General features: G+C 66.2%; 22 protein-coding genes. 3 read left to right on the top strand and 19 right to left on the bottom strand.

Annotation, left to right across the window (positions count from 1 at the left end; all coding sequences use genetic code 11):
* The first annotated feature begins 36 nt into the window (after positions 1-36).
* On the top strand, positions 37-432 hold the full coding sequence (locus HWX36_RS27080; RefSeq protein ID WP_175956330.1) for an acyl-CoA thioesterase: 396 nt from the start codon (positions 37-39) through the stop codon (positions 430-432).
* 46 nt (positions 433-478) lie between these two features.
* On the opposite strand, the gene HWX36_RS27075 is transcribed toward HWX36_RS27080, so the two are convergent.
* Entirely contained in the window at positions 479-961 is a 483-nt protein-coding gene (locus HWX36_RS27075; RefSeq protein WP_047898989.1) for a nitrate reductase associated protein, read from the bottom strand.
* 121 nt (positions 962-1,082) lie between these two features.
* Here HWX36_RS27075 and fdhD point away from each other — a divergent pair, with 121 nt between their 5' ends.
* Positions 1,083-1,919 (top strand): formate dehydrogenase accessory sulfurtransferase FdhD, encoded by an 837-nt coding sequence (fdhD, locus tag HWX36_RS27070; protein WP_175956328.1) that lies wholly within the window; start codon positions 1,083-1,085, stop codon positions 1,917-1,919.
* 51 nt (positions 1,920-1,970) lie between these two features.
* Here the strand turns inward: fdhD and HWX36_RS27065 are convergent, their stop codons facing one another.
* The 18 genes from HWX36_RS27065 to HWX36_RS26980 all read right to left on the bottom strand — a co-directional run bounded on the left by HWX36_RS27065 (position 1,971) and on the right by HWX36_RS26980 (position 24,049).
* Entirely contained in the window at positions 1,971-2,738 is a 768-nt protein-coding gene (locus HWX36_RS27065; protein WP_175956326.1) for an enoyl-CoA hydratase, read from the bottom strand.
* Between the two features lie 91 nt (positions 2,739-2,829).
* The gene (locus tag HWX36_RS27060; RefSeq protein WP_175956324.1) at positions 2,830-4,029 is read right to left on the bottom strand and encodes an acetyl-CoA C-acyltransferase; all 1,200 of its coding nucleotides are present in this window, start codon (positions 4,027-4,029) and stop codon (positions 2,830-2,832) included.
* Positions 4,030-4,056: 27 nt separating this feature from the next.
* Positions 4,057-6,492, bottom strand: a complete 2,436-nt coding sequence (locus tag HWX36_RS27055; protein WP_175956322.1) for a 3-hydroxyacyl-CoA dehydrogenase/enoyl-CoA hydratase family protein — start codon at positions 6,490-6,492, stop codon at positions 4,057-4,059.
* 113 nt (positions 6,493-6,605) lie between these two features.
* On the bottom strand, positions 6,606-8,393 hold the full coding sequence (locus HWX36_RS27050; protein WP_069257557.1) for an acyl-CoA dehydrogenase C-terminal domain-containing protein: 1,788 nt from the start codon (positions 8,391-8,393) through the stop codon (positions 6,606-6,608).
* Positions 8,394-8,451: 58 nt separating this feature from the next.
* A complete protein-coding gene (locus HWX36_RS27045; RefSeq protein ID WP_006751498.1) occupies positions 8,452-9,051 on the bottom strand; it encodes a TetR/AcrR family transcriptional regulator in 600 nt (199 codons plus the stop codon).
* A gap of 199 nt (positions 9,052-9,250) precedes the next feature.
* Positions 9,251-10,525 (bottom strand): cardiolipin synthase ClsB, encoded by a 1,275-nt coding sequence (gene clsB, locus HWX36_RS27040; RefSeq protein ID WP_175956320.1) that lies wholly within the window; start codon positions 10,523-10,525, stop codon positions 9,251-9,253.
* Positions 10,522-11,016 (bottom strand): dihydroneopterin triphosphate diphosphatase, encoded by a 495-nt coding sequence (gene nudB, locus HWX36_RS27035; protein WP_175956318.1) that lies wholly within the window; start codon positions 11,014-11,016, stop codon positions 10,522-10,524. Before nudB ends, clsB begins: the two co-directional genes overlap by 4 nt.
* Positions 11,017-11,175: 159 nt before the next feature.
* Positions 11,176-12,978 carry an aspartate--tRNA ligase gene (gene aspS / locus HWX36_RS27030; protein ID WP_175956317.1) on the bottom strand — a complete coding sequence of 601 codons (1,803 nt, stop codon included), beginning with the start codon at positions 12,976-12,978 and terminating at the stop codon, positions 11,176-11,178.
* 67 nt (positions 12,979-13,045) lie between these two features.
* Positions 13,046-13,696 (bottom strand): DUF502 domain-containing protein, encoded by a 651-nt coding sequence (locus HWX36_RS27025; RefSeq protein WP_175956316.1) that lies wholly within the window; start codon positions 13,694-13,696, stop codon positions 13,046-13,048.
* 61 nt (positions 13,697-13,757) lie between these two features.
* Positions 13,758-14,105: an FmdB family zinc ribbon protein gene (locus HWX36_RS27020; RefSeq protein WP_175956315.1), complete on the bottom strand. Its 348-nt coding sequence runs from the start codon at positions 14,103-14,105 to the stop codon at positions 13,758-13,760.
* A gap of 95 nt (positions 14,106-14,200) precedes the next feature.
* Entirely contained in the window at positions 14,201-14,827 is a 627-nt protein-coding gene (locus HWX36_RS27015; RefSeq protein WP_175956314.1) for an SAM-dependent methyltransferase, read from the bottom strand.
* A 17-nt stretch (positions 14,828-14,844) separates the two neighbouring features.
* Positions 14,845-16,422: a ubiquinone biosynthesis regulatory protein kinase UbiB gene (gene ubiB, locus HWX36_RS27010; protein WP_175956313.1), complete on the bottom strand. Its 1,578-nt coding sequence runs from the start codon at positions 16,420-16,422 to the stop codon at positions 14,845-14,847.
* A 13-nt stretch (positions 16,423-16,435) separates the two neighbouring features.
* The gene (locus HWX36_RS27005; protein ID WP_175956312.1) at positions 16,436-17,062 is read right to left on the bottom strand and encodes an SCP2 sterol-binding domain-containing protein; all 627 of its coding nucleotides are present in this window, start codon (positions 17,060-17,062) and stop codon (positions 16,436-16,438) included.
* 164 nt (positions 17,063-17,226) lie between these two features.
* A complete protein-coding gene (locus tag HWX36_RS27000; protein ID WP_175956311.1) occupies positions 17,227-18,258 on the bottom strand; it encodes a TIM44-like domain-containing protein in 1,032 nt (343 codons plus the stop codon).
* Positions 18,259-18,299: 41 nt separating this feature from the next.
* Complete coding sequence (gene ubiE, locus HWX36_RS26995) at positions 18,300-19,031, bottom strand: bifunctional demethylmenaquinone methyltransferase/2-methoxy-6-polyprenyl-1,4-benzoquinol methylase UbiE (protein WP_124498964.1); 732 nt, start codon at positions 19,029-19,031, stop codon at positions 18,300-18,302.
* 53 nt (positions 19,032-19,084) lie between these two features.
* Positions 19,085-19,498 (bottom strand): DUF971 domain-containing protein, encoded by a 414-nt coding sequence (locus HWX36_RS26990; RefSeq protein ID WP_122946246.1) that lies wholly within the window; start codon positions 19,496-19,498, stop codon positions 19,085-19,087.
* On the bottom strand, positions 19,495-19,938 hold the full coding sequence (locus HWX36_RS26985; RefSeq protein WP_175956309.1) for an HIT family protein: 444 nt from the start codon (positions 19,936-19,938) through the stop codon (positions 19,495-19,497). The genes HWX36_RS26990 and HWX36_RS26985 overlap by 4 nt, the downstream gene beginning before the upstream one ends.
* A gap of 85 nt (positions 19,939-20,023) precedes the next feature.
* Positions 20,024-24,049 carry a DUF3683 domain-containing protein gene (locus tag HWX36_RS26980; RefSeq protein ID WP_175956307.1) on the bottom strand — a complete coding sequence of 1,342 codons (4,026 nt, stop codon included), beginning with the start codon at positions 24,047-24,049 and terminating at the stop codon, positions 20,024-20,026.
* A 577-nt stretch (positions 24,050-24,626) separates the two neighbouring features.
* Between HWX36_RS26980 and ilvA the strand changes: the two genes are divergently transcribed.
* Positions 24,627-26,150, top strand: a complete 1,524-nt coding sequence (gene ilvA / locus HWX36_RS26975) for a threonine ammonia-lyase, biosynthetic (RefSeq protein ID WP_175956305.1) — start codon at positions 24,627-24,629, stop codon at positions 26,148-26,150.
* Position 26,151 lies beyond the last annotated feature (1 nt).

Here is a 26,151-nt window from a genome sequence, read left to right as displayed (position 1 = left end):
CGGCGGCAAATTCATTACAGGATGAAAGCCCCCGCCATGACCGATTCGACCCTCGAACTTCCGGCAAAGCAGCCCGCGCTGCGCGTCGTCCCGCAACCGCACGACGCGAACGTCCACGGCGACGTGTTCGGCGGCTGGATCATGTCGCAGGTCGACATCGCCGGCTCGATCCCCGCGAGCCAGCGCGCGAACGGTCGCGTCGCGACGGTCGCGGTCAACTCGTTCGTGTTCAAGCAGCCGGTGTTCGTCGGCGACCTGCTGAGCTTCTACGCGACCATCACGCGCACCGGCAACACGTCGATCACGATCGACGTCGAGGTGTACGCACAGCGCATGCGCCTGATGGGTGAAGTCGTGAAAGTCACCGAGGCGACGCTCACCTACGTCGCCACCGGCACCGACCGCAAGCCGCGGCAACTGCCGCCGCTCTGACGGGCGAGCACCGCGCGACGGCGCCCTCCGCCTGCCGGCGGCCACCTCAGTGCGTGGCCGTCAGCCCGAACTCCCGCATCGCGGGCAGGAAATCGTGGTTCAGCTTCGGCTTGCGCGACAGCTTCACCAGCACGTAGCGCTGGAACGGCGCGAGCCGCTGCCACTGCGCGAGCGCGGGCGCCGACAGCCCGGCCAGCGCGCTCTGCTGCACGAGCGACTCGGGCACCGTATCGGTGGCGCGCCAGGTCGGCTGCTCGTCCGGCTGGAACCACGATGGTTCCAGATCCGCGTGCGTGCGCAGCATCTCGAACAGCGCGTGATCGAAGTTGGGCTCGATCGCGGTGTCGTCGTCGGCCGGAAAGCGCGCGAGCAGCTTGCGGTCCTCGAGCGGCAGCAGCTGCCACTGCTCGAGCGAAATCCGCAGACCGAAGCGGTCGAGGTTGAAACGCACGATCATCGGGATGTACGTGAAGTTTTCCGACGAATCGTGTTCGAAGTTGAATAGCAACGGAGCGTCGCTGAGTCCCATGGTCGTTACCTGACGTGGCGGATGCCGGCGCGGCCGGCTTGCCTGAGGTATTTTAGAACCTCTGCGCGCGGGCGGCGGACACGATTGCCGCCGGCCTCGCGCCGAATCAACGGGAGTGCTCGTGAATCCGACCGAATCCGGTGACATGCGCGACGAACCGCGCGGCGCGATCGAACTGACCGTGCGCCGCACGCGCGGCGGCGCCGTCGAGACCGCACACGACTACGTGGGCCAGGAATGGCCCGTCGCACTCGTCTTCAACGGCATCTCGCATGCGGTGATGATGTGTACGCCGTGCGACCTCGAAGCGTTCGCGGTCGGTTTCGCGATCTCGGAAGGGATCGTCGCGCGCGGCAGCGATATCAAGGACATCGAGGTGATCCTGCACGCCGACGCGCCGCTGCCGCATGCGGAAGTCCACCTGGAGGTCGTCCAGCAGGCATTCGCCGCGCTGAAGGACCGGCGCCGCGCGCTCGCCGGGCGCACCGGTTGCGGCGTGTGCGGAATCGAAAGCATCGACCTGCTCGACCTCGCGCCCGAACGCGTGCCCGACACGGGCTTTCTCGCGCGCCTCGCGCCCGACGCGCTGGCGCGCGCGGCGCACGGGCTGCCGGCCCACCAGGCGCTCACGCAGCTCACGGGCGGCCTGCATGCGGCCGCGTGGTGCGACGCAACAGGCGCGATCCGGATCGCGTTCGAGGACGTCGGCCGCCACAACGCACTCGACAAACTGATCGGCTCGCTCGTGCTGTCACGCGCCGACGCGACCGACGGCTTCGTGTTCCTGTCGAGCCGCGCGAGCTACGAGCTCGTGCGCAAGGCCGCACGGGTCGGCATCCCGCTGGTGGCGACGATCTCCGCACCATCGTCGCTCGCGATCGCAATCGCGAAAGCGGCCGGCTTGCGGCTCGTCAGCTTCTGCCGCGAAACCGGGCACGTCGACTACGGCACGGCCTGATCGCGAGCGCGAACTCACGCCGACGATACGCCGCCAGCGCGACCCGCTCCGTCAGTCGAACTGACGGAAGTCCGGCTTGCGCTTCTCGAAGAACGCCGTCATCGCCTCGCGCGCTTCCGGCGCGCGCAGCATCGCCGAGAAGTGGGCCGCCTCTTCGGCCATCCGCGCGTGCGTCGCCACACCGCCCGTATCCTTCAGCAGCGCCTTCGTCACACGCAGCGATGCCGCCGGCAGCGCCGTGAGCTTCGCCGCCTGCTTCGCCGCGAACGCGTCGAGCTCGGCCGCCGGCAGCACGCGATTGACGATGCCGATCCGGTGCGCCTCCAGCGCATCGAACGCCTCGCCGAGCAGCAGCTTCTCGGCCGCTACCTGATGGCCGGCCAGACGCGGCAGCAGCACGCTCGACGCGGCTTCCGGGCACAGCCCGAGCTGCGTGAACGGCAGCGAGAACGTCGCGGTGTCGGCCGCGTACACGAGATCGCAATGCAGCAGCATCGTCACGCCGACACCGATCGCCAGGCCCGGCACCGCGGCCACGATCGGCTTGCTCGCGCTGCTGATCCGCGCAAGAAACTGGAACACCGGAGCGGTGTCGTCCTTCGGCGGCGACTTCAGGAAATCCTCGAGATCGTTCCCCGCGGTGAAATTGCCGTCGCCACCGCGCAGCAGGATCACGCGAATCGCCTTGTCTTCCTGGGCTTCGGCGAGTGCGTCGGCCATCGCCTGGTACATCGCCGCCGTCAGCGCGTTCTTCTTCGCCGGGCGCGCGATCGTGATCGTCATCACGCCATCGGCGCGTTCCACTTGAATTTCGGCCACAACCGTCTCCTTTGACTTTCCTCTATCGGAATGAAAAAACGGTGCGCGAGCTCGTGGCCCGCGCACCGTCGTCGCTCTTGTTCCGCCCCGCTTACAGGCGTTCGATGATGCCCGCGGCGCCCATGCCGGTGCCGACGCACATCGTGACCATCCCGTACTTCAGGTTACGGCGGCGCAGGCCGTGCACGACGGTCGCCGCGCGGATCGCGCCGGTCGCGCCGAGCGGGTGGCCGAGTGCGATCGCACCGCCCATCGGGTTGACCTTCGACGGGTCGAGGCCGAGATCGCGCATCACCGCCAGCGATTGCGCGGCGAACGCTTCGTTCAGCTCGATCCAGTCGAGATCGTCCTGCTTCAGGCCGGCAGCCTTCAGCGCGGCCGGGATCGCTTCCTTCGGACCGATGCCCATGATTTCCGGCGGCACGCCACGCACCGCGAAGCTCACGAAGCGCGCGAGCGGCGTCAGGTTGAACTCCTTGAGCACCTTCTCCGACACGACGAGCAGCGCACCCGCGCCGTCCGACGTCTGCGAACTGTTGCCGGCCGTGACCGAGCCCTTGTTCGCGAACACCGTGCGCAGCTTCGCGAGGCCTTCGATCGACGTATCCGCACGCGGACCTTCGTCGAGCTTGATCTCGCGCGTCTTCACGTCGACCTCGCCCGTCGCCAGGTTCGGGAAACGCTCGGTGATCGTGTACGCGGCGATCTCGTCGTCGAACTCGCCGGCCTGCTGTGCGGCAAGCGCCTTGCGGTGCGACTCGACCGAGAACGCGTCCTGGTCTTCGCGGCTCACCTTCCACTGCTCGGCGACGCGCTCGGCCGTCAGGCCCATCCCGTACGCAATGCCGAAGTCTTCGTTGCGATCGAAGATGTGCGGCGACATCGACGGCTTGTTGCCCATCATCGGCACCATGCTCATCGATTCGCAGCCGCCCGCGAAGATCGCGTCCGACTCGCCGACGCGGATGCGGTCGGCCGCCATCGCCAGCGCCGTGATGCCCGACGCGCAAAAGCGGTTGACCGTCACGCCGCCGACCGTCTGCGGCAGGCCCGCGAGCAGCGCGCCCATCCGCGCGACGTTCAGGCCCTGCTCGGCTTCCGGAATCGCGCAGCCGATGATCGCGTCCTCGATCAGCTTCGTGTCGAAGCCGGGCACCTGCGCAACCGCCGACTTGATCGCATGGACCAGCAGCTCGTCCGGGCGCGTGTTCTTGAAGACACCGCGCGGGGCCTTGCCGATCGGCGTGCGGCTGGCGGCGACGATGTATGCGTCTTGCAATTGTTTGCTCATTTGAGACTCCTTGCCTTATCCGCTCGCTCAGTTACGCACCGGCTTGCCGGTCTGCAACATGCCCATGATCCGTTCCTGCGTCTTCTGCGTGCCGAGCAACTCGACGAACGCGCGGCGCTCCAGCGCGAGCAGCCACTGCTCGTCGACGAGGCTGCCGGCTTCGACGTCGCCGCCGCACACGGCTTCGGCGATGCGGCTCGCGATCAGGTAGTCGTGGTCGCTGATGAAGCGGCCGTCACGCATGTTGACGAGCGATGCCTTGATCGTCGCGATCGCCGACCGGCCTGCGACCGGCACGTCCTTCGCGCGCAGCGGCGCGCGGTAGCCGGTTGCCGCCAGCGCGCGCGCTTCCTTCTTCGCGGTGTCGAGCAGTTCGAACACGTTGAAGACGATCGTGTCGGACGGCTTCACGTAGCCCATCGCACGTGCATCGTGCGCGGACGCCGACACCTTCGCCATGGCCGCGTTCTCGAACGACTTCGTGACGAACTTCAGGATGTCGGTGGTCGCGTTCGCGGCCGTTGCGGCCTCCGCTGCGCGCAGCGCGGCTTCCTTCAGGCCGCCGCCCGCCGGCACGAGGCCGACGCCCACTTCGACGAGACCGATGTAGCTCTCGACGTGCACGACGCGCTTCGCGCTGTGCAGCATCAGCTCGCACCCGCCGCCGAGCGCGATGCCCGACACGGCCGCGACGACCGGCACGTTCGCGTACTTCACGCGCAGCATGCCTTCCTGGAACTTCTTCACGAATGGCTCGATCCCCTTCGCGCCGCCCATCATGAACGCGGGCATCGCCTCTTCGAGGTTCGCGCCAGCCGAGAACGGGCCGCCCGGCGTGCCGAGCTTCAGCGACGTCGGCTGCCAGATCACGACACCCTTGTAGTCCTTCTCCGCGAGTTCGATCGCCTGCACGAGGCCGTCGATCACGCTCGGTCCGATCGTGTTCATCTTCGACTTGAACGACACGATCACGACGTCGTCTTCACCCGCACGGTCGTCGACCCATGCACGCACGGCATCGGTCTCGAACAGGGTCTTGCCGTACGTCTTCGGATCGGCACCGGCTTCGCCGAGCAGCGGTGCGCGGAACACCTGCTTGTCGTAGACCGCGAGGTCCGAACGCGGCACGAAGCGCTTCGCTGCCGGTGCCCACGAGCCTTCGGCCGTGTGCACGCCGCCCTTCTCGGCAACCGGGCCGTCGAGTACCCACGACGGCAGCGGCACGTTCGCGAGCGCCTTGCCGGCCGCGATGTCTTCCTGCACCCACTCGGCGACCTGCTTCCAGCCGGCGGCCTGCCAGCCTTCGAACGGGCCTTCGTTCCAGCCGAAGCCCCAGCGGATCGCGAGGTCGACATCGCGCGCGTTGTCGGCGATCGATTCGAGATGCACGCCGATGTAGTGGAACACGTCGCGGAAGATCGACCACAGGAACTGCGCGTGCGGATGGTCCGTTTCACGCAGCAGCTTCAGGCGTTCTGCCGGCGGGCGCTTCAGGATGCGGCCGACGGTTTCGTCCGCCTTCGCGCCCGAATCCACGTAGGTGCCCGTCTTCGCGTCGAGCACCTTGATCGCCTTGCCTTCCTTCTTGTAGAAACCGCCGCCCGTCTTCTGGCCGAGCGCACCCTGCTTCACCAGTTCGGCGAGCACGGCAGGCGTCTGATAGACCGGGAAGAACGGATCGTCGGCGAGGTTGTCCTGCATCGTCTTGATCACGTGCGCCATCGTGTCGAGGCCGACCACGTCCGCGGTGCGGAACGTTGCCGACTTCGCGCGGCCGAGGCGGCTGCCCGTCAGGTCGTCGACTTCGTCGAAGCGCAGGCCGAACTTCGCGGCCTCGGTGATCACCGCGAGAATCGAGAAGATGCCGACGCGGTTCGCGATGAAGTTCGGCGTGTCCTTCGCGCGCACGACGCCCTTGCCGACGATGCTCGTCAGGAACGTCTCAAGCTGGTCGAGGATCTCCGGACGCGTATGCGCGGTCGGGATCAGTTCGACGAGGTGCATGTAGCGCGGCGGGTTGAAGAAGTGCACGCCGCAGAAGCGCGACTTCAGCTCGTCCGAGAAACCTTCGGACAGCTTCGTGATCGACAGGCCCGACGTGTTGGTCGCGAAGATCGCGTTCGGTGCGATGTGCGGCGCGACCTTCTTGTACAGGTCGTGCTTCCAGTCCATCCGCTCGGCGATCGCCTCGATCACGACGTCGCACTCGGCGAGTTTCGCGATGTCGTCTTCGTAGTTCGCTGCCTCGAGGTACTTTGCGTCGTCCTTCACGCCGAACGGCGCGGGCGACAGCTTCTTCAGGTTCTCGATCGCCTTCAGCGCGATCGCGTTTTTCGGGCCTTCCTTGGCCGGCAGGTCGAACAGCAGCACCGGCACGCGCGCGTTGATGAGGTGCGCGGCGATCTGCGCGCCCATCACGCCGGCGCCCAGCACGGCGACCTTGCGAATCAGGAAATTGCTCACGGGATGTCTCCGGATAGTGTCGTGCAGCGCGGGAGGTGTGGGCTGCACGGCGAAGTGAGTACCAGGAACCGTTGCGTTCGGGCGACGCGCAGCGCGCGCCGCCCGGGCTCGCGTCAGAACAGCGATTCGTCGACTTCCATCAGCGTCTTCGAACCGGCGCGCGCGGCGCGGATCGTCGACGCCGTCTCGGGCAGCAGGCGCGCGAAGTAGAAGCGTGCCGTCGCGAGCTTCGACTTGTAGAACGGATCGCCCGACGCTTCCTTGTCGAGTGCGAGGCGCGCCATGCGCGCCCAGAAGTACGAGAACACCAGGTGGCCGACGGTGCGCAGGTACGGCACGGCGGCAGCGCCGACTTCGTCCGGGTTCTGCATCGCCTTCATGCCGATTTCCATCGTCAGCTTCTGCACCTTGTCGCCGATGTCGGCGAGCGGGTTGATGAACTCGGCCATTTCCGGCTTCACGCCTTCGGCTTCCGCGAATTCCGTGACGAGCTTGCCGAACTTCTTCAGCTTCGCGCCCATGTCGCCGAGCACCTTGCGGCCCAGCAGGTCGAGCGACTGGATCGAGTTCGTGCCTTCGTAGATCATGTTGATCCGCGCGTCGCGCACGTACTGCTCCATGCCCCACTCGGAGATGAAGCCGTGGCCGCCGTAGATCTGCATCGCGTGGTTGGTCGACTCGAACGCGTTGTCGGTCAGGAACGCCTTGATGATCGGCGTGAGCAGCGCGACGAGATCGGCTGCTTCCTTGCGCACCGCTTCGTCACCGTGCGACAGTTCCTTGTCGATCTGCAGCGCGGACCAGTACGTGAATGCGCGCGCGCCTTCGGCGTAGGCCTTCTGCGTGAGCAGCATGCGGCGCACGTCCGGGTGCACGATGATCGGGTCGGCCGGCTTGTCCGGTGCCTTCGGGCCCGTCAGCGAGCGCATCTGCAGGCGCTCCTTCGCATACGTGAGGGAGTTCTGGTATGCGACTTCCGTGAGGCCGAGGCCCTGCATGCCGACGCCGAGGCGCGCGGCATTCATCATCACGAACATCGCGTTCAAGCCCTTGTTCGGCTCGCCGACCATCCAGCCCTTCGCGCCGTCGAGGTTCATCACGCACGTCGAGTTGCCGTGGATGCCCATCTTGTGCTCGATCGAGCCGCACTTGATGCCGTTGCGCTCGCCCGGCTCGCCCGCCGCGTCGGGGATGAACTTCGGCACGATGAACAGCGAGATCCCCTTGGTGCCCTGCGGCGCGTCCGGCAGGCGCGCGAGCACGAGGTGGATGATGTTCTTCGACATGTCGTGCTCGCCGCTCGAGATGAAGATCTTCGTGCCGCTGATCGAGTACGAGCCGTCGCCGTTGGGTTCGGCCTTGGTGCGCAGGATGCCGAGGTCGGTGCCGCAGTGCGGCTCGGTCAGGCACATCGTGCCCGTCCATTCGCCCGTCACGAGCTTCGGCAGGTAGCGCTGCTGCAGTTCCGGCGCACCGTGTGCGTGCAGGCACTCGTAGGCGCCGTGCGACAGGCCCGGATACATCGTCCAGGCCTGGTTCGCCGAGTTCAGCATTTCGTAGAGCGCGTTGTTCACGAACGCGGGCAGGCCCTGGCCGCCGTACTCCGGATCGCAGCCGAGTGCCGGCCAGCCGGCCTCGACGTACTGCTGGTAGGCTTCCTTGAAGCCGGTCGGGGTCTTCACGACGCCGTCGCCTTCATACGTGCAGCCTTCGCGATCGCCGACCTGGTTCAGCGGGAACAGTACCTCGGAGCAGAACTTGCCCGCTTCCTCGAGGACCTGGTTGATCGTGTCGGCGTCGAGGTCCGCATGCTTGGGCATTTGCTTGACTTCGGCTTCGACGTTCAGAAGCTCGTGCAACACGAATTGCATGTCGCGCAGCGGCGCGGCGTACTGTCCCATGACTCTCTCCAAAGGTGGGCAAAACGGCTCGAGCTCCTGGCGGGCGGATCACGCGCCGCTAACGGCTCTCGCTCTGATACGAAACAATCGTCTTTTCCAGCGCGGCCCACGTGAGGCGCACGGCGTCCGGCGAATGCAGGAAGCGTGCGTCGTGATGCAGGCCGAGCGTGAAGCTGTACAACTCGAAGAGCATCAGGTCCGGATCCGTATCCGCACGCAGATGGCCTTCTTCCTTCGCCTGCGAAATGGCACGCAGCATCGCGGCACGCCAGGCCGTCACGCTTGCGATCAACTGCTCGCGCACGGGGCTGTCAGGCCGGTCGTCGTACTCGACGGCACCGCTGATGTAGATGCATCCGGTCGTCACCTCCTGGATGCGCTTCTCCGTCCAGCGGGCCAGCATCGCCCGAAGGCGCGGCAAGCCTCGCGGCTCGCGCAGGCTCGGAAAGAACACCTCGTTTTCGAAACGATGGTGGTACTCGCGGACGACCTCGACCTGCAGATCCTCACGCGATCCGAAGTGCGCGAACACGCCGCTCTTGCTCATCTGCATGCGCTCGGCCAGCAGGCCGATCGTCAGCCCCTCCAGCCCGTCCCGGCTGGCGAGGTCCAAAGCAGCTTCAAGTATCGCGGCACGCGTCTGTTCGCCTTTTCGCATAGCTATTTCTGTAACCGTTCGGGGGTTCGAATAAAATCGAACGGCCGTACTATTATTGAGTGCGGCCGCTCGCGAAACAAGGAAATTATTAGAAACCGGTGTCTAACCGAGCCGCTATTTTGCGCGATTCCGGCGGGACCGGAGCGGCTTTTCCGCACGAACGTGCGGACAGATTTTTAAAGCGAACGCTTAGTCTTCGTCAGTCGTAACCACCGACCGTCAGCGCCTTCATCACGAGGCGATAGGTCGTATAGGCGAGCCAGTTCAGCATGCGCTCGATCCGGGGGCGCGCGGCGAATCGTGCGGGATCGATTTCCCGGCCGTCGGCAAACGCGGCCGCGATCGCGTCGCGCAGTTCGTTCGTGACAGCATCGTAGCGCACCAGCACGACATTCGCCTCGTTGTTCAACATCAGGCTCAGCGCGTCCAGGTTCGACGAGCCGACCGTCGCCCAGTTGTCGTCGATCACGGCCACCTTGCCGTGCAGCATCGTCTTGTCGTATTCGGCCACGCGCACGCCTGCGCGCAGCAGCGCGTGATAGAGGAACGGCACGGCCGTATCGAGTGCCGCGAATTCCTTGCGGCCGATCAGGATCCGCACGTCGACGCCGCGTCGCGCGGCGCCCGACAGCGCACGGCGCAGTTTGCGGCCCGGCATGAAGTACGGATTGGCGAGCAGGATCCGCTGGCGCGCCTGGCCGATTGCGGCGAGATACGCCTTCTCGATCGCGCGGCGGTTCACGACATTGTCGCGCGCGACGAACGCGATGCTCGGCTCCGTCACGACCCGCAGCGCACCGGCCTTGATCCACCGGTGGCTGCGCATCCAGCGCCGGAACATCTCGGGGAATGCCTCGCCGCCATGCAGCCCGGCCGCGTATTGCGCATACGGCTTGTGGCCGAACATGATCCGGTGCCACTGCAGTTCGAACGCGGCTCGCACGTCGGACACCGCGGGCCCCGCCATCTCGACCGCGAAATCCCAGCGCGGAAACGGCAGCGTCGCGCCGCCCTGCGCGTAGTCGTCGATGATGTTGATGCCGCCACAGAATGCGACTGCATGATCGATCACCGCGAGCTTGCGATGCGTGCGCGAAAAGCCGAAACGGCCGAACAGGAAACGGTTGTAGATGCAGTGCTCGACGCCGGCCGCCACCCATGTGTCAAACAACGGCAGGCGTGCGGTGCCGATGCCGTCGGTGATCACGCGCACGCGCACGCCGCGCTGCGCCGCGCGGATCAGCGCGTCCGACACCGGCCGGCCGGCCGCGTCGTCGCAGAAGATGTAGGTTTCGAGCATCACCTGCTCGCGGGCGGCATCGATCCGTTCGATCAATGCCCGGAAGAATGCGCCGCCGCCCTCGCACAGCCTGACGGTGTTGCCCGACGTGAAGGCGAGCCGCGACGCGGAACCGCGTTCCTGCAGGAACATCTGCCGCAATTGCGCGAAGCGCTTGCGGGCTTCCGCCGTCATGCGGACGAGCCGTGCGGCGCGCGCGCGAGTGCCACGCGTGCGGGCAGTTGCAGGATCGCTTCGGCGTTCGACGGCGAGAAGCAGCGCGCGGCCGCCTCGCGGAACGGCAGCCATGCATGGTCGACGTGCTCGCGCGGCGACAGCGTCACGTCGACGCGATGCGGCACGCACAGGCCGAACCAGTGTTCGGTGTTGCGCGTGACGCCCGGCGCATAGCGGTGCAGGTATTGCGGATAGATCGTGTATTCGATCCGGTGGCGCCAGTCGACGAGCACGCTGGCCGGCACGTCCGGCGTGCCGATCGCGATGCCGGTTTCTTCGGCCACTTCGCGTGCGGCGGTGACCGCGAGCGGCTCGTCGAGCGCGTCCTTCGAGCCGGTCACCGATTGCCAGAAATCGGGCTGGTCGGCACGCTTGATCACGAGCACATCGAGGTCGGGCGTGTAGATCACGACAAGAACGGATTCGGGGATTTTCGGCGGCTTCGTCATCGTTGTTTCATGCAGCACGGGGCCGCGCGCCGGGCATGTACTCCGAACGGGCGGCAAGTGCTGCGACTGTACCGCAAAAAACGAAAAAGGCGCATCGCTGCGCCTGTTTCATGTGCGTCGTGTGCGCGCGAACGCACACACGACCGGGTACGAAGCGCGTTACGCCTTCGGCTGCTCCGGCTGACGCAGACGGATGTGCAGTTCGCGCAGCTGACGCTCGTCGACCGGGCTCGGCGCCTGCGTGAGCAGATCCTGCGCACGCTGCGTCTTCGGGAACGCGATCACGTCGCGGATCGAATCGGCGCCGGCCATCATCGTGACGATGCGGTCGAGACCGAATGCGATACCGCCGTGCGGCGGCGCGCCGTACTGCAGTGCGTCCAGCAGGAAGCCGAACTTCAGTTGCGCTTCTTCCGCACCGATCTTCAGCGCGCGGAACACCTTGCTCTGCACTTCCTCGCGGTGGATACGCACCGAGCCGCCGCCGATTTCCCAGCCGTTCAGCACCATGTCGTACGCCTTCGCGAGACAGCGGCCCGGATCCGTCTCGAGGTACTCGAGGTGCTCGTCCTTCGGGCTCGTGAACGGGTGGTGCGCAGCGACGTAGCGCGCATCTTCGTCGTCGTATTCGAACATCGGGAAGTCGACGACCCACAGCGGCTTCCAGCCGGCCTGGACGAGCCCGTTCGCCTTGCCGAATTCCGAATGGCCGATCTTCAGGCGCAGCGCGCCGAGGCTGTCGTTGACGACCTTCGCGCGGTCGGCCGCGAAGAAGATGATGTCGCCGTCGTCCGCGCCGGTGCGCTCGAGGATCGCCGCGATCGACGCGTCGTGCAGGTTCTTGACGATCGGGCTTTGCAGGCCGTCACGGCCCTTCGCCTTCTCGTTGACCTTGATCCATGCGAGACCCTTCGCGCCGTAGATGCGCACGAATTCGGTGTAGCCGTCGATGTCGCCGCGCGACAGCTCGCCGCCCTTCGGCACGCGCAGTGCCGCGACACGGCCGTCCTTCGCGTTGGCCGGCGTGCTGAACACCTTGAAGTCGACGTCCTTCATCGCGTCGGTCAGCTCGGTGAACTCGAGCTGCACGCGCAGGTCCGGCTTGTCCGAACCGAAACGCGCCATCGCTTCCGAGTACGGCATCACCGGGAATTTCGCGTCGAGTTCGACGTCGATCGTCGTCTTGAAGATGTGACGGATCATGTCTTCGAACAGGTCACGGATTTCCTGCTCGCCGAGGAACGACGTTTCGCAGTCGATCTGCGTGAATTCCGGCTGACGGTCGGCGCGGAGATCTTCGTCGCGGAAGCACTTGGTGATCTGGTAGTAACGGTCGAAGTTCGCGACCATCAGCAGCTGCTTGAACAGCTGCGGCGATTGCGGCAGTGCGAAGAACTGGCCTGCGTTCACGCGCGACGGCACGAGGTAGTCGCGCGCGCCTTCCGGCGTGCTCTTCGTCAGCATCGGCGTCTCGATGTCGATGAAGCCCTGCTCGTCGAGGTACTTGCGCGCCTCGATCGCGACGCGGTAGCGCAGACGCAGGTTGTGCTGCATCTGCGGGCGGCGCAGGTCGAGCACGCGGTGCGTGAGACGCGTCGTTTCCGACAGGTTGTCGTCGTCGAGCTGGAACGGCGGCGTGACCGACGCGTTCAGCACGTTCAGTTCGTGGCACAGCACTTCGATCTTGCCGCTCTTCAGGCCGGCGTTGACCGTGCCTTCCGGACGGTTGCGCACGAGGCCCTTGATCTGCACGCAGAACTCGTTGCGCACGCCTTCGGCGGTCGCGAACATTTCCGCGCGATCCGGGTCGCACACCACCTGCACGAGGCCTTCACGATCGCGCAGGTCGATGAAGATCACACCGCCGTGATCGCGGCGGCGCTGCACCCAGCCGCACAGCGACACGGTTTGGCCCAGCAGGTGTTCGGTCACGAGACCGCAGTATTCAGTACGCATCGACATGATGTTTGCTTTCGTTCGGTTTGATCAACGGGCGCCGCAACGCGCGGCCCGGGCGATGATTCTTTACTTACAGCGGCGGCTCGACGGGGCGGCGTGCAGGCGCCGGAACCGGCGCCGGGGGCGCCACCACGCCCATCGAGACGATGTACTTGAGCGCGGCATCGACCGACATGTCGAGTTCGATGACTTCGCTCTTCGGCAGCATCAGGAAGAAGCCCGACGTCGGGTTCGGCGTCGTCGGGATATAGACGCTCACGTATTCTTCCGTCAGATGATTGAGCACGTCGCCACCCGGCGTGCCGGTCAGAAACGCGATCGTATACGAGCCGCGACGCGGGTATTCGATCAGCAGCGCCTTGCGGAACGCGTTACCGCTGCTCGACAGCAGCGTGTCCGACACCTGCTTGACGCTCGTGTAGATCGGCCCGACGACCGGGATGTGACGCACCACGGCGTTCCACCACGTGACGAGCTTCTGGCCGATGAAATTCTGCGTGGCCAGCCCGACGACGAAGATGAACGCGAGCGTCAGCACCGCGCCGATCCCCGGCAGATGGAAGCCGAGCAGCCGCTCGGGCTGCCACGATTCGGGCAGCAGGAGCAGCGTCTGGTCCATCGTGCCGATGATGAGACCGAGCACCCACAGCGTGATCGCGAGCGGGACGAGAACCAGCAGGCCGGTCAGAAACACCGATTTCAGGGTCGTCTTTTTCATCATCTGCCGTCAATGAACCGCGCCAGCGGCGCGGGTTGGTCGCAGCCCGGCCGGGCCGCGACGGTCAACTGCCGGCGGCGGGCGCTGCAGCCGGGGCGGGCGCGGCGCTCGTCGTCGTGCTTTCGGAACTGCTCGATGCAGCCGGTGCAGCCGCGGCGGGCGCCGCTTCCGTCGCTGCCGCCGGTGCTGCGTCGCCCGACGCCGTCGCCGGCGCGCTGGTGCCGCCCGAACCGCCGCGGAAATCGGTGACATACCAACCCGAACCCTTCAGCTGGAAGCCCGCAGCAGTGACCTGCTTGCGAAACGCGTCCTTCCCGCATTCCGGGCACTGCGACAGCGGCGCGTCGCTCATCTTCTGGAGTACGTCCTTCGCGAAACCACACGCTTCGCATCGATAGGCGTAGATCGGCATGATATTTTTCCCGCGGAAACTGGAAACAGCTTGCAAAACCTTGAATTATAGCCGAAACCCTGCCGCGCTCCGGCAATGGCCGCGACACCCGCGCATCAGCGGCGACGCCACGTGAGCCAGCGCTCATGTCCTTCGAACACGGGCAGTGAATCGGTCACGGGCAAATCCTCGATCAGCTCGAAGTGCGGCGTGAGCAGCGCATCGAGTTCGGCCCGCTCGATTCCGAACGGCGGCCCCTTCGGTTTCGCCGTCAGGAAGAAATAGCCGGCCAGTAATCCGTCCGCAGGCAGCAGCTCGGCCATGCGCGCCGCATAGCCGGCGCGCATGGCCAGCGGCAGCGCGCACAGGAACGCGCGCTCGTACACCCAATGCACGTCGAACGGCGGCCGGTACGCAAAGAAATCGGCCTGCTCGACGACACCCGCATGCGCGCCGAGTTGCGCCTTCGCGGCAGCCACCGCCTGCGCGGCGAAATCGATCGCACGCACGGGCCAGCCGGCTTCGGCCAGCCACCCGGCTTCCTGCGCACTGCCGCAGCCGGGAATCAGCACCGTGCACGGCTCGAGCCGGTGCGCGAACACGCCAAAACCCTCGGGCACGCCACCGAATTCCCACGGTGTCACGCCACGCTCGAAACGCTCGTCCCAGAACGATGCGTTGCCGGGATCGCGTGTCGCGAAATCGGCGGCTGACGGTGTAGCGGGTTGCTTCGGATCGGACATCGCCCTGCTCCTTTCGGTCATGTGCCGTACGCGAGCGCGAGCAGCACACGCGCAACGAGCGCCCCGACGCCAACGGCGAGACCGAAGATCAGCAGCGCCTGCAGCAACCGGTTCGTCCGCTTCTGCTCGACGAGGATCTGGCGCATCAGGTCCTCGCTCGCCGCGCGCGGCGCATCATGGCGCGCGGCCATCGCATGGTGGATCAGGCGCGGCAATTGCGGCAGCGTCTTGCTCCACTGCGGCGCCTCGACCTTGAAGCGCTCGTACCAGCCGCGCAGGCCGATCTGCTCGGTCATCCAGCGCTCGAGGTACGGCTTCGCGGTCTTCCACAGGTCCAGCTCAGGGTCGAGCGAGCGGCCGAGCCCCTCGACGTTCAGCATCGTCTTCTGCAGCAGCACGAGCTGCGGCTGGATCTCGACGTTGAAGCGGCGCGACGTCGAGAACAGGCGCATCAGCACCTGGCCGAGCGAGATGTCCTTCAGCGCCCGGTCGAAATACGGCTCGCACACCGCGCGGATCGCGCTTTCGAGTTCCTCGACGCGCGTTTCGGGCGGCACCCAGCCCGATTCGAGGTGGAGCGTCGCGACGCGGTGGTAGTCACGCTTGAAGAACGCGAGGAAGTTCTGCGCGAGGTAGTTCTTGTCGAAATCGGACAGCGCGCCGACGATCCCGAAATCGAGCGCGACGTAGCGGCCGAACGTGTTCGGAGCGAGGCTCACCTGGATGTTGCCCGGGTGCATGTCCGCGTGAAAGAAGCCATCGCGGAACACCTGCGTGAAGAAGATCTCGACGCCTTCGCGCGCGAGCTTCTTGATGTCGACGCCGGCCGAACGCAGCGTCTCGACCTGGCTGATCGGCACGCCGGTCATGCGCTCCATCACCAGCACCTGCGACGTCGAGAAATCCCAGAACATCTCGGGCACGAGCAGCAGGTCGAGGCCCGCGAAGTTGCGGCGCAGCTGGCTGCCGTTGGCGGCCTCGCGCATCAGGTCGAGCTCGTCGTGCAGGTACTTGTCGAATTCGGCGACGACCTCACGCGGTTTCAGGCGCCGGCCGTCGGCCCACATGCGCTCGGTCCAGATCGCGATGTCGCGCATCAGCGCGAGATCGGAATCGATCACGGACAGCATGTTCGGGCGCAGCACCTTGACGGCGACGGCCTTGCCCGCGTGCTGGCCCTGCTTCAGCTTCGCGAAATGCACCTGCGCGATCGATGCGCTCGCGACCGGCTCGCGCTCGAATTCGTCGAACAACTCATCGACCGGCGCACCGAGCGACTTCTCGATGATGCCGATCGCGACCGCCGACTCGAACGGCGGCACCTGGTCCTGCAGCTTCGCGAGTTCGTTCGCGAAGTCGACCGACAGCAGGTCGCGGCGCGTCGACAGCACCTGGCCGAACTTCACGAAGATCGGGCCGAGGCTCTCGAGCGCGTGACGCAGCCGCACGGCGGGCGGATCGGAATAGCGGCGGCCGATCGTCGTGATCCGCAGCAGCAGCTTCACGCGCCGGTCGTCGATCCGGGACAGCATCACTTCGTCGAGGCCAAAGCGGATGACGGTGTAGACAATCTTGATGAAACGGAAAATGCGCATGCCCTGCGGCCCCTCAGTGCGCGCCGCGCGGGCCGGAACCCGTGCGCGCGCCGATTTTTTGTTCGAGTCGCTCGACCCGCTTTTCGACCCGCGCGAGCGCATCGCGTGCGCGCGCCAGTTCGGCGTCGAAGCCGCCGAGCGACGTGCGCCTGACGACTTGCGGGTTCTCGTCGAGCCAGTATTCGGCGACGGAATCGAGCACGTTGCGGCAGGTGCGTCGCGCGCGCGCGCCGGCGTCGCGCACAACCGTCGCGATCCGGTGTGCCGCGGCGTCGCCGACCAGCTTCGCGAGATCTTCTTCAGGCTCCCAGCGCAGGTGCTCGGCCAGCTTCGCGATCTGCGTCGCGAACTCCGCGTCGCCCTCGATCTTCACATGCTTCATCACGGCCGCCTGGCCGCCCTGCAGGAACGCGGCGACCGTGTCGCCGGCGAGCGCGATCGACACGTCGACCTGCTGCGCATCGTGCGCGTCGACGGCCGACAGATAGCCGTCGGGCTGCACCAGCAGCGTGAGCGTGACGGGAGGCACGTCGATCCGGGCAGTCTTGCCCGCATACGGAATCAGGCGGTCGCGCGCCCACGATTCGCGGGCGAGCAGGTGATTGACAGCAGCAGCAAAAGGCTTGGCGGCAAAGGTCATCGGGCTGGGAAAGAAAAAACCCGCGCAGGCCGGGCGCCCACGCGGGTTTCTATTGTAACGTCGGATCGTCGGCAGACCGTGCCTGACCGCACACCCGGGCGGCAAGCGGTCGCAGTGCGGCGGCCGTTGCCCGGGTGACCGGCGGCGCGGGCCGCCGGTCACGCTCAGTGCGTGTTGATCTGCTGGATGCCCGCGAGCAGCCAGCCCTGACTGCCCGACTTCGACAGGTTCCACACTTCGTCGAACGGCGCGGCCGACGCATTCGCCGATTCGCGGATCAGGCCGTGGAAACGCACGCTCGCCGACTGCTCGATGCCGCGATCCTCGATCGCGACCAGTTCCGCGTCGAGCTGCACGACGTCGGTCTGGTTCGACTCGTTGCCGCGCGAATCGAGGTCGATCTTGATCTCGGCGAACATTTCGGGCGTCGTGAACTCGCGGATGTCGGGCAGGTTGCCCTGGTCCCACGCGGCCTGCAGACGCACGAAATAGACCTTCGAGCTGCGCAGGAACGCTTCGGTGTCGAAACCGGCCGGCACCTGGAGCGGCGCTGCCGCAGCCGCTGCCGCGCCGGTGGCCACGGCACCGCCGCCGAACACGCCTTGCGCTTCGTTCGCGTAGCTGCTGCCGCTACCCGCATAGTTGCTGCCGGTGCCGCCCTGCTGGAATGACGGGCTTTGCGAGTAACCGCCCGACGACGACGCCGAGCCGCCTGCCGAATACGCGGGCTCCTGCGAGCGACGGCGGTTCATGAACTTGCGGATCAGCCAGATGCCGACGAACGCGAGCAGCGCGATCACGATCAGGTTCGACATCATGCCGGCGAACGCCTCGCCGAGGCCGAAGTGCGACAGCAGCGCCGCGATGCCGAGACCGGCCGCGAGGCCGGCGATCGGCCCGAGCCAGCGCGAGCGGTTGGGCTGCGCGGCCGGCGCGGGTGCGGCCGGATTCGCACGCTGCGCCTGCGACGGCGCGGCCTGCTGCATCGGCTGCTGCGCAGGCGGCGTGGCCTGGCGCTGCGTGACGGTGGAATTCTGGCGGCCGATGCTGCGCCCGCCGCCCATGCGCTTGGCTTCGGCGTCGAGCGATGCGAACGTGCCGGCCGTGAGCAGGCCGACCATCAGCAGGGTGCCGACCCGTCGAGCCCACGGCTTCGACGGCTTGCCACGGTTGAACAACGAACGCGATTCGAACATCAGCTTCTCCGAATGTAAGACAAATGTATGGAAAGAGCCCCTTAGTACTTGGCTCCCATGTGTAAAGCTACCACGCCACCTGACAAATTGTAATATTTGACGGCATCGAGGCCCGCTTGTTCCATCATCGTCTTCAGCGTGTCCTGATCGGGGTGCATCCGGATAGATTCAGCAAGATACCGGTAACTTTCAGCATCTTTCGCGAACTTGTCGCCAAGCCACGGTAATACTTTGAAAGAATACAGATCGTACGCTTTTTTCAGCGGATCCCATACTTTCGAGAATTCCAGCACCATCACGCGGCCGCCGGGCTTCGTCACGCGGCGCATCTCGGCCAGCGCGGCATCCTTGTGCGTCATGTTGCGCAGCCCGAACGCGACCGTGACCACATCGAAGTAGTTGTCCGGAAAGGGAATTTTCTCCGCGTCGCACAGCAGCGACGGCGTCACGATGCCCTTGTCGAGCAGCCGGTCGCGGCCGACGCGCAGCATCGATTCGTTGATGTCCGTGTGCCAGACCTCGCCCGTCGGCCCGGCCGCCTTCGCGAACGCCTTGGTCAGGTCGCCGGTGCCGGCCGCAAGGTCGAGCACCTTGAAACCGGGGCGCACGTTCGCCTGCGCGATCGTGAACGCCTTCCACGCGCGGTGCATGCCCGCCGACATCAGGTCGTTCATCAGATCGTAGTTGCTCGCGACCGAATGGAACACACCCGCCACTTTCTTCGCTTTTTCGTTTTCCTCGACGCTTTCGAAGCCGAAGTGGGTTTTGCTCATCGCGTTGATCCTCAGTAAATGGCAAGACGGCGCCGAGCGGGCGCCGTCGAATTTCAGTGGCAGTGGCCGTGCGACGCGCCCGCCGCCGGCATCGGGGCGTCGCGCTCGACGCCCGCCGCCTTCAGTTTGTCGAAATAGTCGCGCCACAGCGCGTCCTGCTGCGTCGCCAGCTCGTACAGCAGGTCCCACGAGTAGATGCCGGTCGAATGGCCGTCGGAAAACGTCGGCTGCAGCGCGTAGTTGCCGACGCCCTCGAGCGCGGTGATCGTCACTTCGCGCTTGCCCGTCTGCAGCGTCTCCTGGCCGGGCCCGTGGCCGCGCACCTCGGCCGACGGCGAATACACGCGCATCAGCTCGAACGGAATCCGGTAGCTGTCGCCGTTCGGGTACTGCAATTCGAGCACGCGCGACACCGCGTGCACGACGACGCCGGACGGAATCGGCGTCGTGGAAGTCAAACCGCTCATGGCTGCCTCGAATCGGTCATGCGTTGAATTTCCTCGCGCACCGCATTGTGCAGCAGCGAGGCCTGCGCCGCGCGCGTGCGCAGCAGCGCCTCGGACACGCTGCGCTGGCGCGGCGCCCATACGGGCTGCGGGAAATGGGCGTCGTTGGAAAAGCGCGGGATCACGTGCCAGTGCACGTGCGGCACCATGTTGCCGAGGCTCGCGAGATTCACCTTGTTCGGCTGCATCACGCGACGCACAGCCCGCTCGACCGCGTAGACCACGCGCATCAAATGCGCCCGCTCCGGCTCGCCAAGATCGGAGAATTCGGCCACGTGCGCGCCCCAGATCACCCGGCAGAAGCCCGGATACTCGTGCTCGCCCGTCGCGAGGACGACACGCAGCGCATCGTCCCGCCAGAGCACCTCGCCGCCGTCTTCACGGCAAAACACGCATTCCATCGTCGCTCCCATGTGGACGGGCGCCCGCATTGCTGCGCGGGCGCCCGCTCATCCCTAGCCCGGTCGGGCGGTCGTCATGCCCGCATTAGACCAGCACGCGCTCGATCCCGCCATGGTTCGCACGTGCGACATAATCGGCCATCCAGTTCTCGCCGAGCACCTGACGCGCGATTTCGACGACGATGTAGTCGGCCTCGAGGTTCGCGTCTTCGCTGTAGCGCGACAGGCCCTGCAGGCACGACGGGCAGCTCGTCAGGATCTTCACGTCCGGGCCGTTCGCGGCCGCGGCGGCCGGCGCCGGCGCGTTGCCGGCCACGACCGGGATGCTGCGCAGCTTCGCGGCACCCTTGCGGATCTCCTCTTCCTTGCGGAAGCGGACCTGCGTCGACACGTCCGGGCGCGTCACCGCGAGCGTGCCCGATTCGCCGCAGCAGCGCTCGTTCTTCTCGATCTTGTAGCCGTCCTTCTCCGCGCCCATCAGCTCGTTGACGAGCTTCACCGGGTCCATCGTCTTGATCGGCGTGTGGCACGGGTCGTGATACATGTAACGCGTGCCCGTCACGCCATCGAGCTTCATCCCCTTCTCGAGCAGGAACTCGTGGATGTCGATGATCCGGCAGCCCGGGAAGATCTTGTCGAATTCGTAGCCCGCGAGCTGGTCGTAGCAGGTGCCGCACGACACGACCACCGTCTTGATGTCGAGGTAGTTCAGCGTGTTCGCGACCCGGTGGAACAGCACGCGGTTGTCGGTGACGATCTTCTCGGCCTTGTCGTACTGGCCCGAGCCGCGCTGCGGATAGCCGCAGCACAGGTAGCCCGGCGGCAGCACCGTCTGCACGCCGGCTTCCCACAGCATCGCCTGCGTCGCGAGACCGACCTGCGAGAACAGGCGCTCGGAGCCGCAGCCCGGGAAGTAGAACACCGCTTCCGAATCGACGGTGGTCGACTTCGGGTTGCGGATGATCGGCACGATCTTGTTGTCCTCGATGTCGAGCAGCGCGCGCGCCGTCTTCTTCGGCAGGTTGCCCGGCATCTTCTTGTTGACGAAGTGGATCACCTGCTCGACCACGGGCGGCTTGCCGACCGTCGCCGGCGGGTGCTGCGTCTGCTTCGTCACGACCTTCTTCAGCATGTCGTTCGCGAAGCGCTGCACCTTGTAGCCGACGCCCATCATCACGCCGCGCGCGATGTTGATCGTCTGCGGATTGGTCGCGTTCAGGAAGAACATGCCCGCCGCATTGCCGGCGTTGAACTTCTTCTTGCCCATCTTGCGCAACAGGTTGCGCATGTTCATCGTGACGTCGCCGAAGTCGATCTTCACCGGGCACGGCGTCGCGCACTTGTGGCACACCGTGCAGTGGTCGGCCACATCGTTGAACTCGTCCCAGTGCTTGATCGACACGCCGCGGCGCGTCTGCTCTTCGTACAGGAACGCCTCGACCAGCAGCGACGTCGCGAGAATCTTGTTGCGCGGGCTGTACAGCAGGTTCGCGCGCGGCACGTGCGTCGCGCACACCGGCTTGCACTTGCCGCAGCGCAGGCAATCCTTCACCGAATCGGCGATCGCGCCGATGTCGGACTGCTTCATGATCAGCGACTCGTACCCCATCAGCCCGAAGCTCGGCGTGTACGCATTGCGAAGATCAGCACCTTCGAGCAGCTTGCCCTTGTTGAAGCGGCCGTTCGGGTCGACGCGCTGCTTGTACGCGCGGAATTCGGCGATCTCGTCGTCGGTCAGGAACTCGAGCTTCGTGATGCCGATGCCGTGCTCGCCGGAAATCACGCCGTCGAGCGAACGCGCGAGCGTCATGATGCGAGCGACCGCCGCGTGCGCGTCCTGCAGCATCTCGTAGTTGTCGGAGTTGACCGGCAGGTTGGTGTGGACGTTGCCGTCGCCCGCGTGCATGTGCAGCGCGACGAACACGCGGCCGCGCAGCACCTGCTTGTGAATCGCCTGCGCCTCGTCAAGGATCTGCTTGAACGCGCCGCCGTTGAAGATCGCGCGCAGCTCGGCGCGGATCTCCTGCTTCCACGAGATGCGGACCGTGCGGTCCTGCGTGATGTGGAACACGGTCGCGCCCGGCTGCTCGTCCGCGCGGTCCGCGAACTTCTCGGCCAGCGCCTCGTAGCCAAGCTGCACGAGGTAGTGCTGCGCCTCGCGCAATGGCTGGTCGAGGCGGTCGCGCACGAATTCCCAGCGCGCACGCACGCGCTTGAGCAGCTCCAGCGCCTGCTGGACCCGGTCTTCGAGCAGTTCGGCGCTCGGGATCTCGTTCGCGTCGTCGGTCTTGCCGAGCGGCAGGTTGCCGGCACGGAAAAACGCTTCCAACGCGTCGACGAGCTGCAGCTTGTTCTTCAGCGACAGCTCGATGTTGATCCGCTCGATGCCGTCGGTGTACTCGCCCATCCGGTTCAGCGGGATGACGACGTCCTCGTTGATCTTGAACGCGTTCGTGTGCTTGGCGATCGCGGCCGTGCGGCTGCGGTCGAGCCAGAAGCGCTTGCGCGCCTCCGCGCTGACCGCGACGAAGCCTTCGCCGCTCTTGCCGTTCGCCATCCGGATCACTTCGGACGTCGCGTGCGCGACCGCATCGGCATCGTCGCCGACGATGTCGCCGATCAGCACCATCTTGGGGAAGGCGTTGCGCTTGCTCTTGGTCGCGTAGCCGACCGCGCGCAGGTAGCGCTCGTCGAGGTGCTCGAGGCCCGCGAGGATCGCGCCGCCCTGCTTCGACGTTTCGAACAGGTAGTCCTTGATCTCGACGATGCTCGGGATCGCCTCGCGCGCCTGGCCGAAGAATTCGAGGCAGACCGTGCGCGTGTGCGCGGGCATCTTGTGCAGCACCCAGCGCGCGGACGTGATGAGCCCGTCGCAGCCTTCCTTCTGCACGCCCGGCAGGCCGGCGAGGAACTTGTCGGTCACGTCCTTGCCGAGCCCTTCCTTGCGAAAGCGCCGGCCTTCGATCTCGAGCATCTCGCTCTTCAGCAGCTTCTCGCCCGGCGCGTAGGCGCCGTCGAACCACTTCAGCTCGAACCGCGCGACCGCAATGTCGTGGATCTTGCCCTGGTTGTGCTCGTGGCGCGTGACTTCGAGCCAGTTGCCGTCCGGGTCGACCATCCGCCACCAGGCCAGGTTGTCGAGCGCGGTGCCCCACAGCACGGCCTTCTTGCCGCCCGCGTTCATGGCGACGTTGCCGCCGATGCACGACGCGTCGAGCGAGGTCGGATCGACCGCGAACACGTAGCCGGCCGCTTCCGCCGCCTCGGTCACGCGGCGTGTGACAACGCCCGCGCCGGAGAAGATCGTCGGCACCTTGTGCGCGACGCCCGGCAGCTCGGTCAGCTCGACCGCGCCGAGTTGCTCGAGCTTCTCGGTGTTGATCACCGCGGAGAACGGCGTGAGCGGCACCGCGCCGCCCGTGTAGCCAGTGCCGCCGCCACGCGGGATCACGGTCAGGCCGAGCTCGAAGCAGGCCTTGATCAGGCCGGCGATCTCGGCTTCGCTATCGGGGGTCAGCACGACGAACGGGTATTCGACGCGCCAGTCGGTCGCATCGGTCACGTGCGACACGCGCGACAGCCCGTCGAAACGGATGTTGTCCTTCTGCGTGCAGCGGCCGAGCGCCTTGGTTGCGCGGCGGCGCAGGTCGGCCATCTTCTCGAATTCGTCGGCGAACTCGTTGACCGCGCGCTGCGCGGCGGCTTCGAGCATCGCGACGCGCGACGCGCGTTCGCGGCCCGCGTCGTCGCGGTGCTCGGTGAGATCCGCGCTGCGGCGCTTGCCGATCTCGGTCAGGCGGTGGTTCAGCGCCTCGATCAGCAGCGCGCGGCGCTTCGGGTTGTCGAGCAGGTCGTCCTGCAGGTACGGATTGCGGCGCACGACCCAGATGTCGCCGAGCACTTCATACAGCATCCGCGCCGAGCGACCCGTACGGCGTTCGGCGCGCAGTTCGTCGAGCACCGACCACGCCTCTTCGCCGAGCAGGCGGATCACGATCTCGCGATCCGAGAAAGACGTGTAGTTGTAGGGAATCTCGCGCAACCGGGGCGCGGGGTCGGCGGCGACGGCGGCGGCCGCGCCATTCGGATCGAAAACTTGTGGTGCGTTCATGTTCGGACGACTCGGAGGGCCGATACCCCGTGCACGGGCGTCGGCAAGCGCGTGGGCGCAATCTTGGGGAAATCTGTTCTGTTACCAGGCGCGCGGCTGTCCTTCATGGGGCCGGAGCGGGCGTTGACTCGCCCCTCGTGGCCGGCGACAGGGCCTGGCGGCACTCGGAACCATCAGCACGATCGCGCGCGGCGCGCATGCCGTTCCGCCGCGGGGGTGGCTGCGCGCGGCGTCGGCTTCAACGGGGCGATCCGAGGGTGCCTCTGCATCTTCCGATCCTTGATTCAAAACGGAATTCTAACCCATGATCGGGTCACGCGTGACACCCCGGACAGGTCGTGGGGCTATCGCCGCGAGCCGCTCCAGGCCTGGCTCGGCGCGATTTCGCGCGATCATTCGCCGTCCGTCCGGTCGGTAACTACGCGGTTAAACCGGTAAAAACGGGCCATCGAGCGCGCCGACGCCCCGCCGGCACGGCCCCGCGAGCGCGCGCTCGGCACGCCGCTTGCATGCGGGCGGACCCTTGGCGCTATCATTGATCCTTTACCGTCTGCTTCCGCACTGCACGCGAGCGCCCATGGCATCCCACGATTACCTGAAGAAAATCCTCACCGCGCGCGTCTACGACGTCGCGATCGAGACGGAACTCGAATCCGCCCGCAACCTGTCGGCCCGGCTGCGCAATGCGGTCTACCTGAAGCGCGAGGACAACCAGCCGGTGTTCTCGTTCAAGCTGCGCGGCGCGTACAACAAGATGGCGCACATTCCGGCGGACGCGCTCGCGCGCGGCGTGATTACGGCGTCGGCCGGCAACCACGCGCAGGGTGTCGCGTTCTCGGCGGCCCGGATGGGCGTGAAGGCCGTGATCGTCGTGCCGGTCACGACGCCGCAGGTGAAGGTCGATGCGGTGCGCGCGCACGGCGGCCCGAGCGTCGAGGTGATCCAGGCCGGTGAATCCTACAGCGACGCGTATGCACACGCGGTCAAGGTGCAGGAGGAGCGCGGCCTCACGTTCGTCCACCCGTTCGACGATCCGTACGTGATCGCCGGCCAGGGCACGATCGCGATGGAAATCCTGCGCCAGCACCAGGGCCCGATCCACGCGATCTTCGTGCCGATCGGCGGCGGCGGACTCGCGTCCGGCGTCGCGGCCTACGTGAAGGCGGTGCGGCCGGAGATCAAGGTGATCGGCGTGCAGGCCGAGGATTCGTGCGCGATGGCGCAATCGCTAGAAGCCGGCAAGCGCGTCGAACTGAGCGAGGTCGGCCTGTTCGCGGACGGCACCGCCGTGAAGCTGGTCGGCGAGGAAACCTTCCGGCTCTGCAGCGAATACCTCGACGGCGTCGTGACGGTCAACACCGACGCGCTGTGCGCGGCGATCAAGGACGTCTTCCAGGACACGCGCAGCGTGCTCGAACCGTCCGGCGCGCTCGCGGTGGCGGGCGCGAAGCTCTATGCGGAACGCGAAGGCATCGAGAACCAGACGCTCGTCGCGGTCACGTCCGGCGCGAACATGAACTTCGACCGGATGCGCTTCGTCGCGGAACGTGCGGAAGTGGGTGAAGCGCGGGAAGCCGTGTTCGCGGTCACGATCCCCGAGGAGCGCGGCAGCTTCAAGCGCTTCTGCTCGCTCGTCGGCGACCGCAACGTCACCGAGTTCAACTACCGGATCGCCGATGCGCAGGCCGCGCATATCTTCGTCGGCGTGCAGATCAAGCGCCGCGGTGAATCGGCCGAGATCGCCGCGAACTTCGAATCGCACGGGTTCAAGACCGTCGACCTGACGCACGACGAACTGTCGAAGGAACACATCCGCTACATGGTGGGCGGCCGTTCGCCGCTCGCGCTCGACGAGCGCCTGTTCCGCTTCGAATTCCCGGAACGGCCGGGCGCGCTGATGAAGTTCCTGTCGTCGATGGCGCCGGACTGGAACATCAGCCTGTTCCATTACCGTAACCAGGGCGCGGACTACAGCTCGATCCTCGTCGGGCTGCAGGTGCCGCAGGCCGATCGCGCCGAATTCGAACGCTTCCTCGCGGCACTCGGCTATCCGTATGTCGAGGAGAGCGCCAACCCGGCTTACCGTCTCTTCCTGTCGTAAG

Origin of the sequence: Burkholderia sp. BCC0405, assembly GCF_902833075.1 — a bacterium.
Taxonomy (GTDB): domain Bacteria; phylum Pseudomonadota; class Gammaproteobacteria; order Burkholderiales; family Burkholderiaceae; genus Burkholderia.
The sequence above is the reverse complement of the archived record's forward strand: the minus strand, read 5'-3'. Positions and strand labels throughout refer to the sequence as shown.

What these genes read in the sequence shown, in the direction of transcription:
- HWX36_RS27080 (WP_175956330.1), top strand. Translation starts at nt 37, where the DNA reads ATGACCGATTCGACCCTCGAACTTCCGGCAAAGCAGCCCGCGCTGCGC.
- HWX36_RS27075 (WP_047898989.1), bottom strand. Translation starts at nt 961, where the DNA reads ATGGGACTCAGCGACGCTCCGTTGCTATTCAACTTCGAACACGATTCG.
- HWX36_RS27060 (WP_175956324.1), bottom strand. Translation starts at nt 4,029, where the DNA reads ATGAGCAAACAATTGCAAGACGCATACATCGTCGCCGCCAGCCGCACG.
- HWX36_RS27050 (WP_069257557.1), bottom strand. Translation starts at nt 8,393, where the DNA reads ATGGGACAGTACGCCGCGCCGCTGCGCGACATGCAATTCGTGTTGCAC.
- HWX36_RS27045 (WP_006751498.1), bottom strand. Translation starts at nt 9,051, where the DNA reads ATGCGAAAAGGCGAACAGACGCGTGCCGCGATACTTGAAGCTGCTTTG.
- clsB (WP_175956320.1), bottom strand. Translation starts at nt 10,525, where the DNA reads ATGACGGCGGAAGCCCGCAAGCGCTTCGCGCAATTGCGGCAGATGTTC.
- nudB (WP_175956318.1), bottom strand. Translation starts at nt 11,016, where the DNA reads ATGACGAAGCCGCCGAAAATCCCCGAATCCGTTCTTGTCGTGATCTAC.
- aspS (WP_175956317.1), bottom strand. Translation starts at nt 12,978, where the DNA reads ATGTCGATGCGTACTGAATACTGCGGTCTCGTGACCGAACACCTGCTG.
- HWX36_RS27025 (WP_175956316.1), bottom strand. Translation starts at nt 13,696, where the DNA reads ATGATGAAAAAGACGACCCTGAAATCGGTGTTTCTGACCGGCCTGCTG.
- HWX36_RS27020 (WP_175956315.1), bottom strand. Translation starts at nt 14,105, where the DNA reads ATGCCGATCTACGCCTATCGATGCGAAGCGTGTGGTTTCGCGAAGGAC.
- HWX36_RS27015 (WP_175956314.1), bottom strand. Translation starts at nt 14,827, where the DNA reads ATGTCCGATCCGAAGCAACCCGCTACACCGTCAGCCGCCGATTTCGCG.
- ubiB (WP_175956313.1), bottom strand. Translation starts at nt 16,422, where the DNA reads ATGCGCATTTTCCGTTTCATCAAGATTGTCTACACCGTCATCCGCTTT.
- HWX36_RS27005 (WP_175956312.1), bottom strand. Translation starts at nt 17,062, where the DNA reads ATGACCTTTGCCGCCAAGCCTTTTGCTGCTGCTGTCAATCACCTGCTC.
- HWX36_RS27000 (WP_175956311.1), bottom strand. Translation starts at nt 18,258, where the DNA reads ATGTTCGAATCGCGTTCGTTGTTCAACCGTGGCAAGCCGTCGAAGCCG.
- ubiE (WP_124498964.1), bottom strand. Translation starts at nt 19,031, where the DNA reads ATGAGCAAAACCCACTTCGGCTTCGAAAGCGTCGAGGAAAACGAAAAA.
- HWX36_RS26990 (WP_122946246.1), bottom strand. Translation starts at nt 19,498, where the DNA reads ATGAGCGGTTTGACTTCCACGACGCCGATTCCGTCCGGCGTCGTCGTG.
- HWX36_RS26985 (WP_175956309.1), bottom strand. Translation starts at nt 19,938, where the DNA reads ATGGAATGCGTGTTTTGCCGTGAAGACGGCGGCGAGGTGCTCTGGCGG.
- HWX36_RS26980 (WP_175956307.1), bottom strand. Translation starts at nt 24,049, where the DNA reads ATGAACGCACCACAAGTTTTCGATCCGAATGGCGCGGCCGCCGCCGTC.
- ilvA (WP_175956305.1), top strand. Translation starts at nt 24,627, where the DNA reads ATGGCATCCCACGATTACCTGAAGAAAATCCTCACCGCGCGCGTCTAC.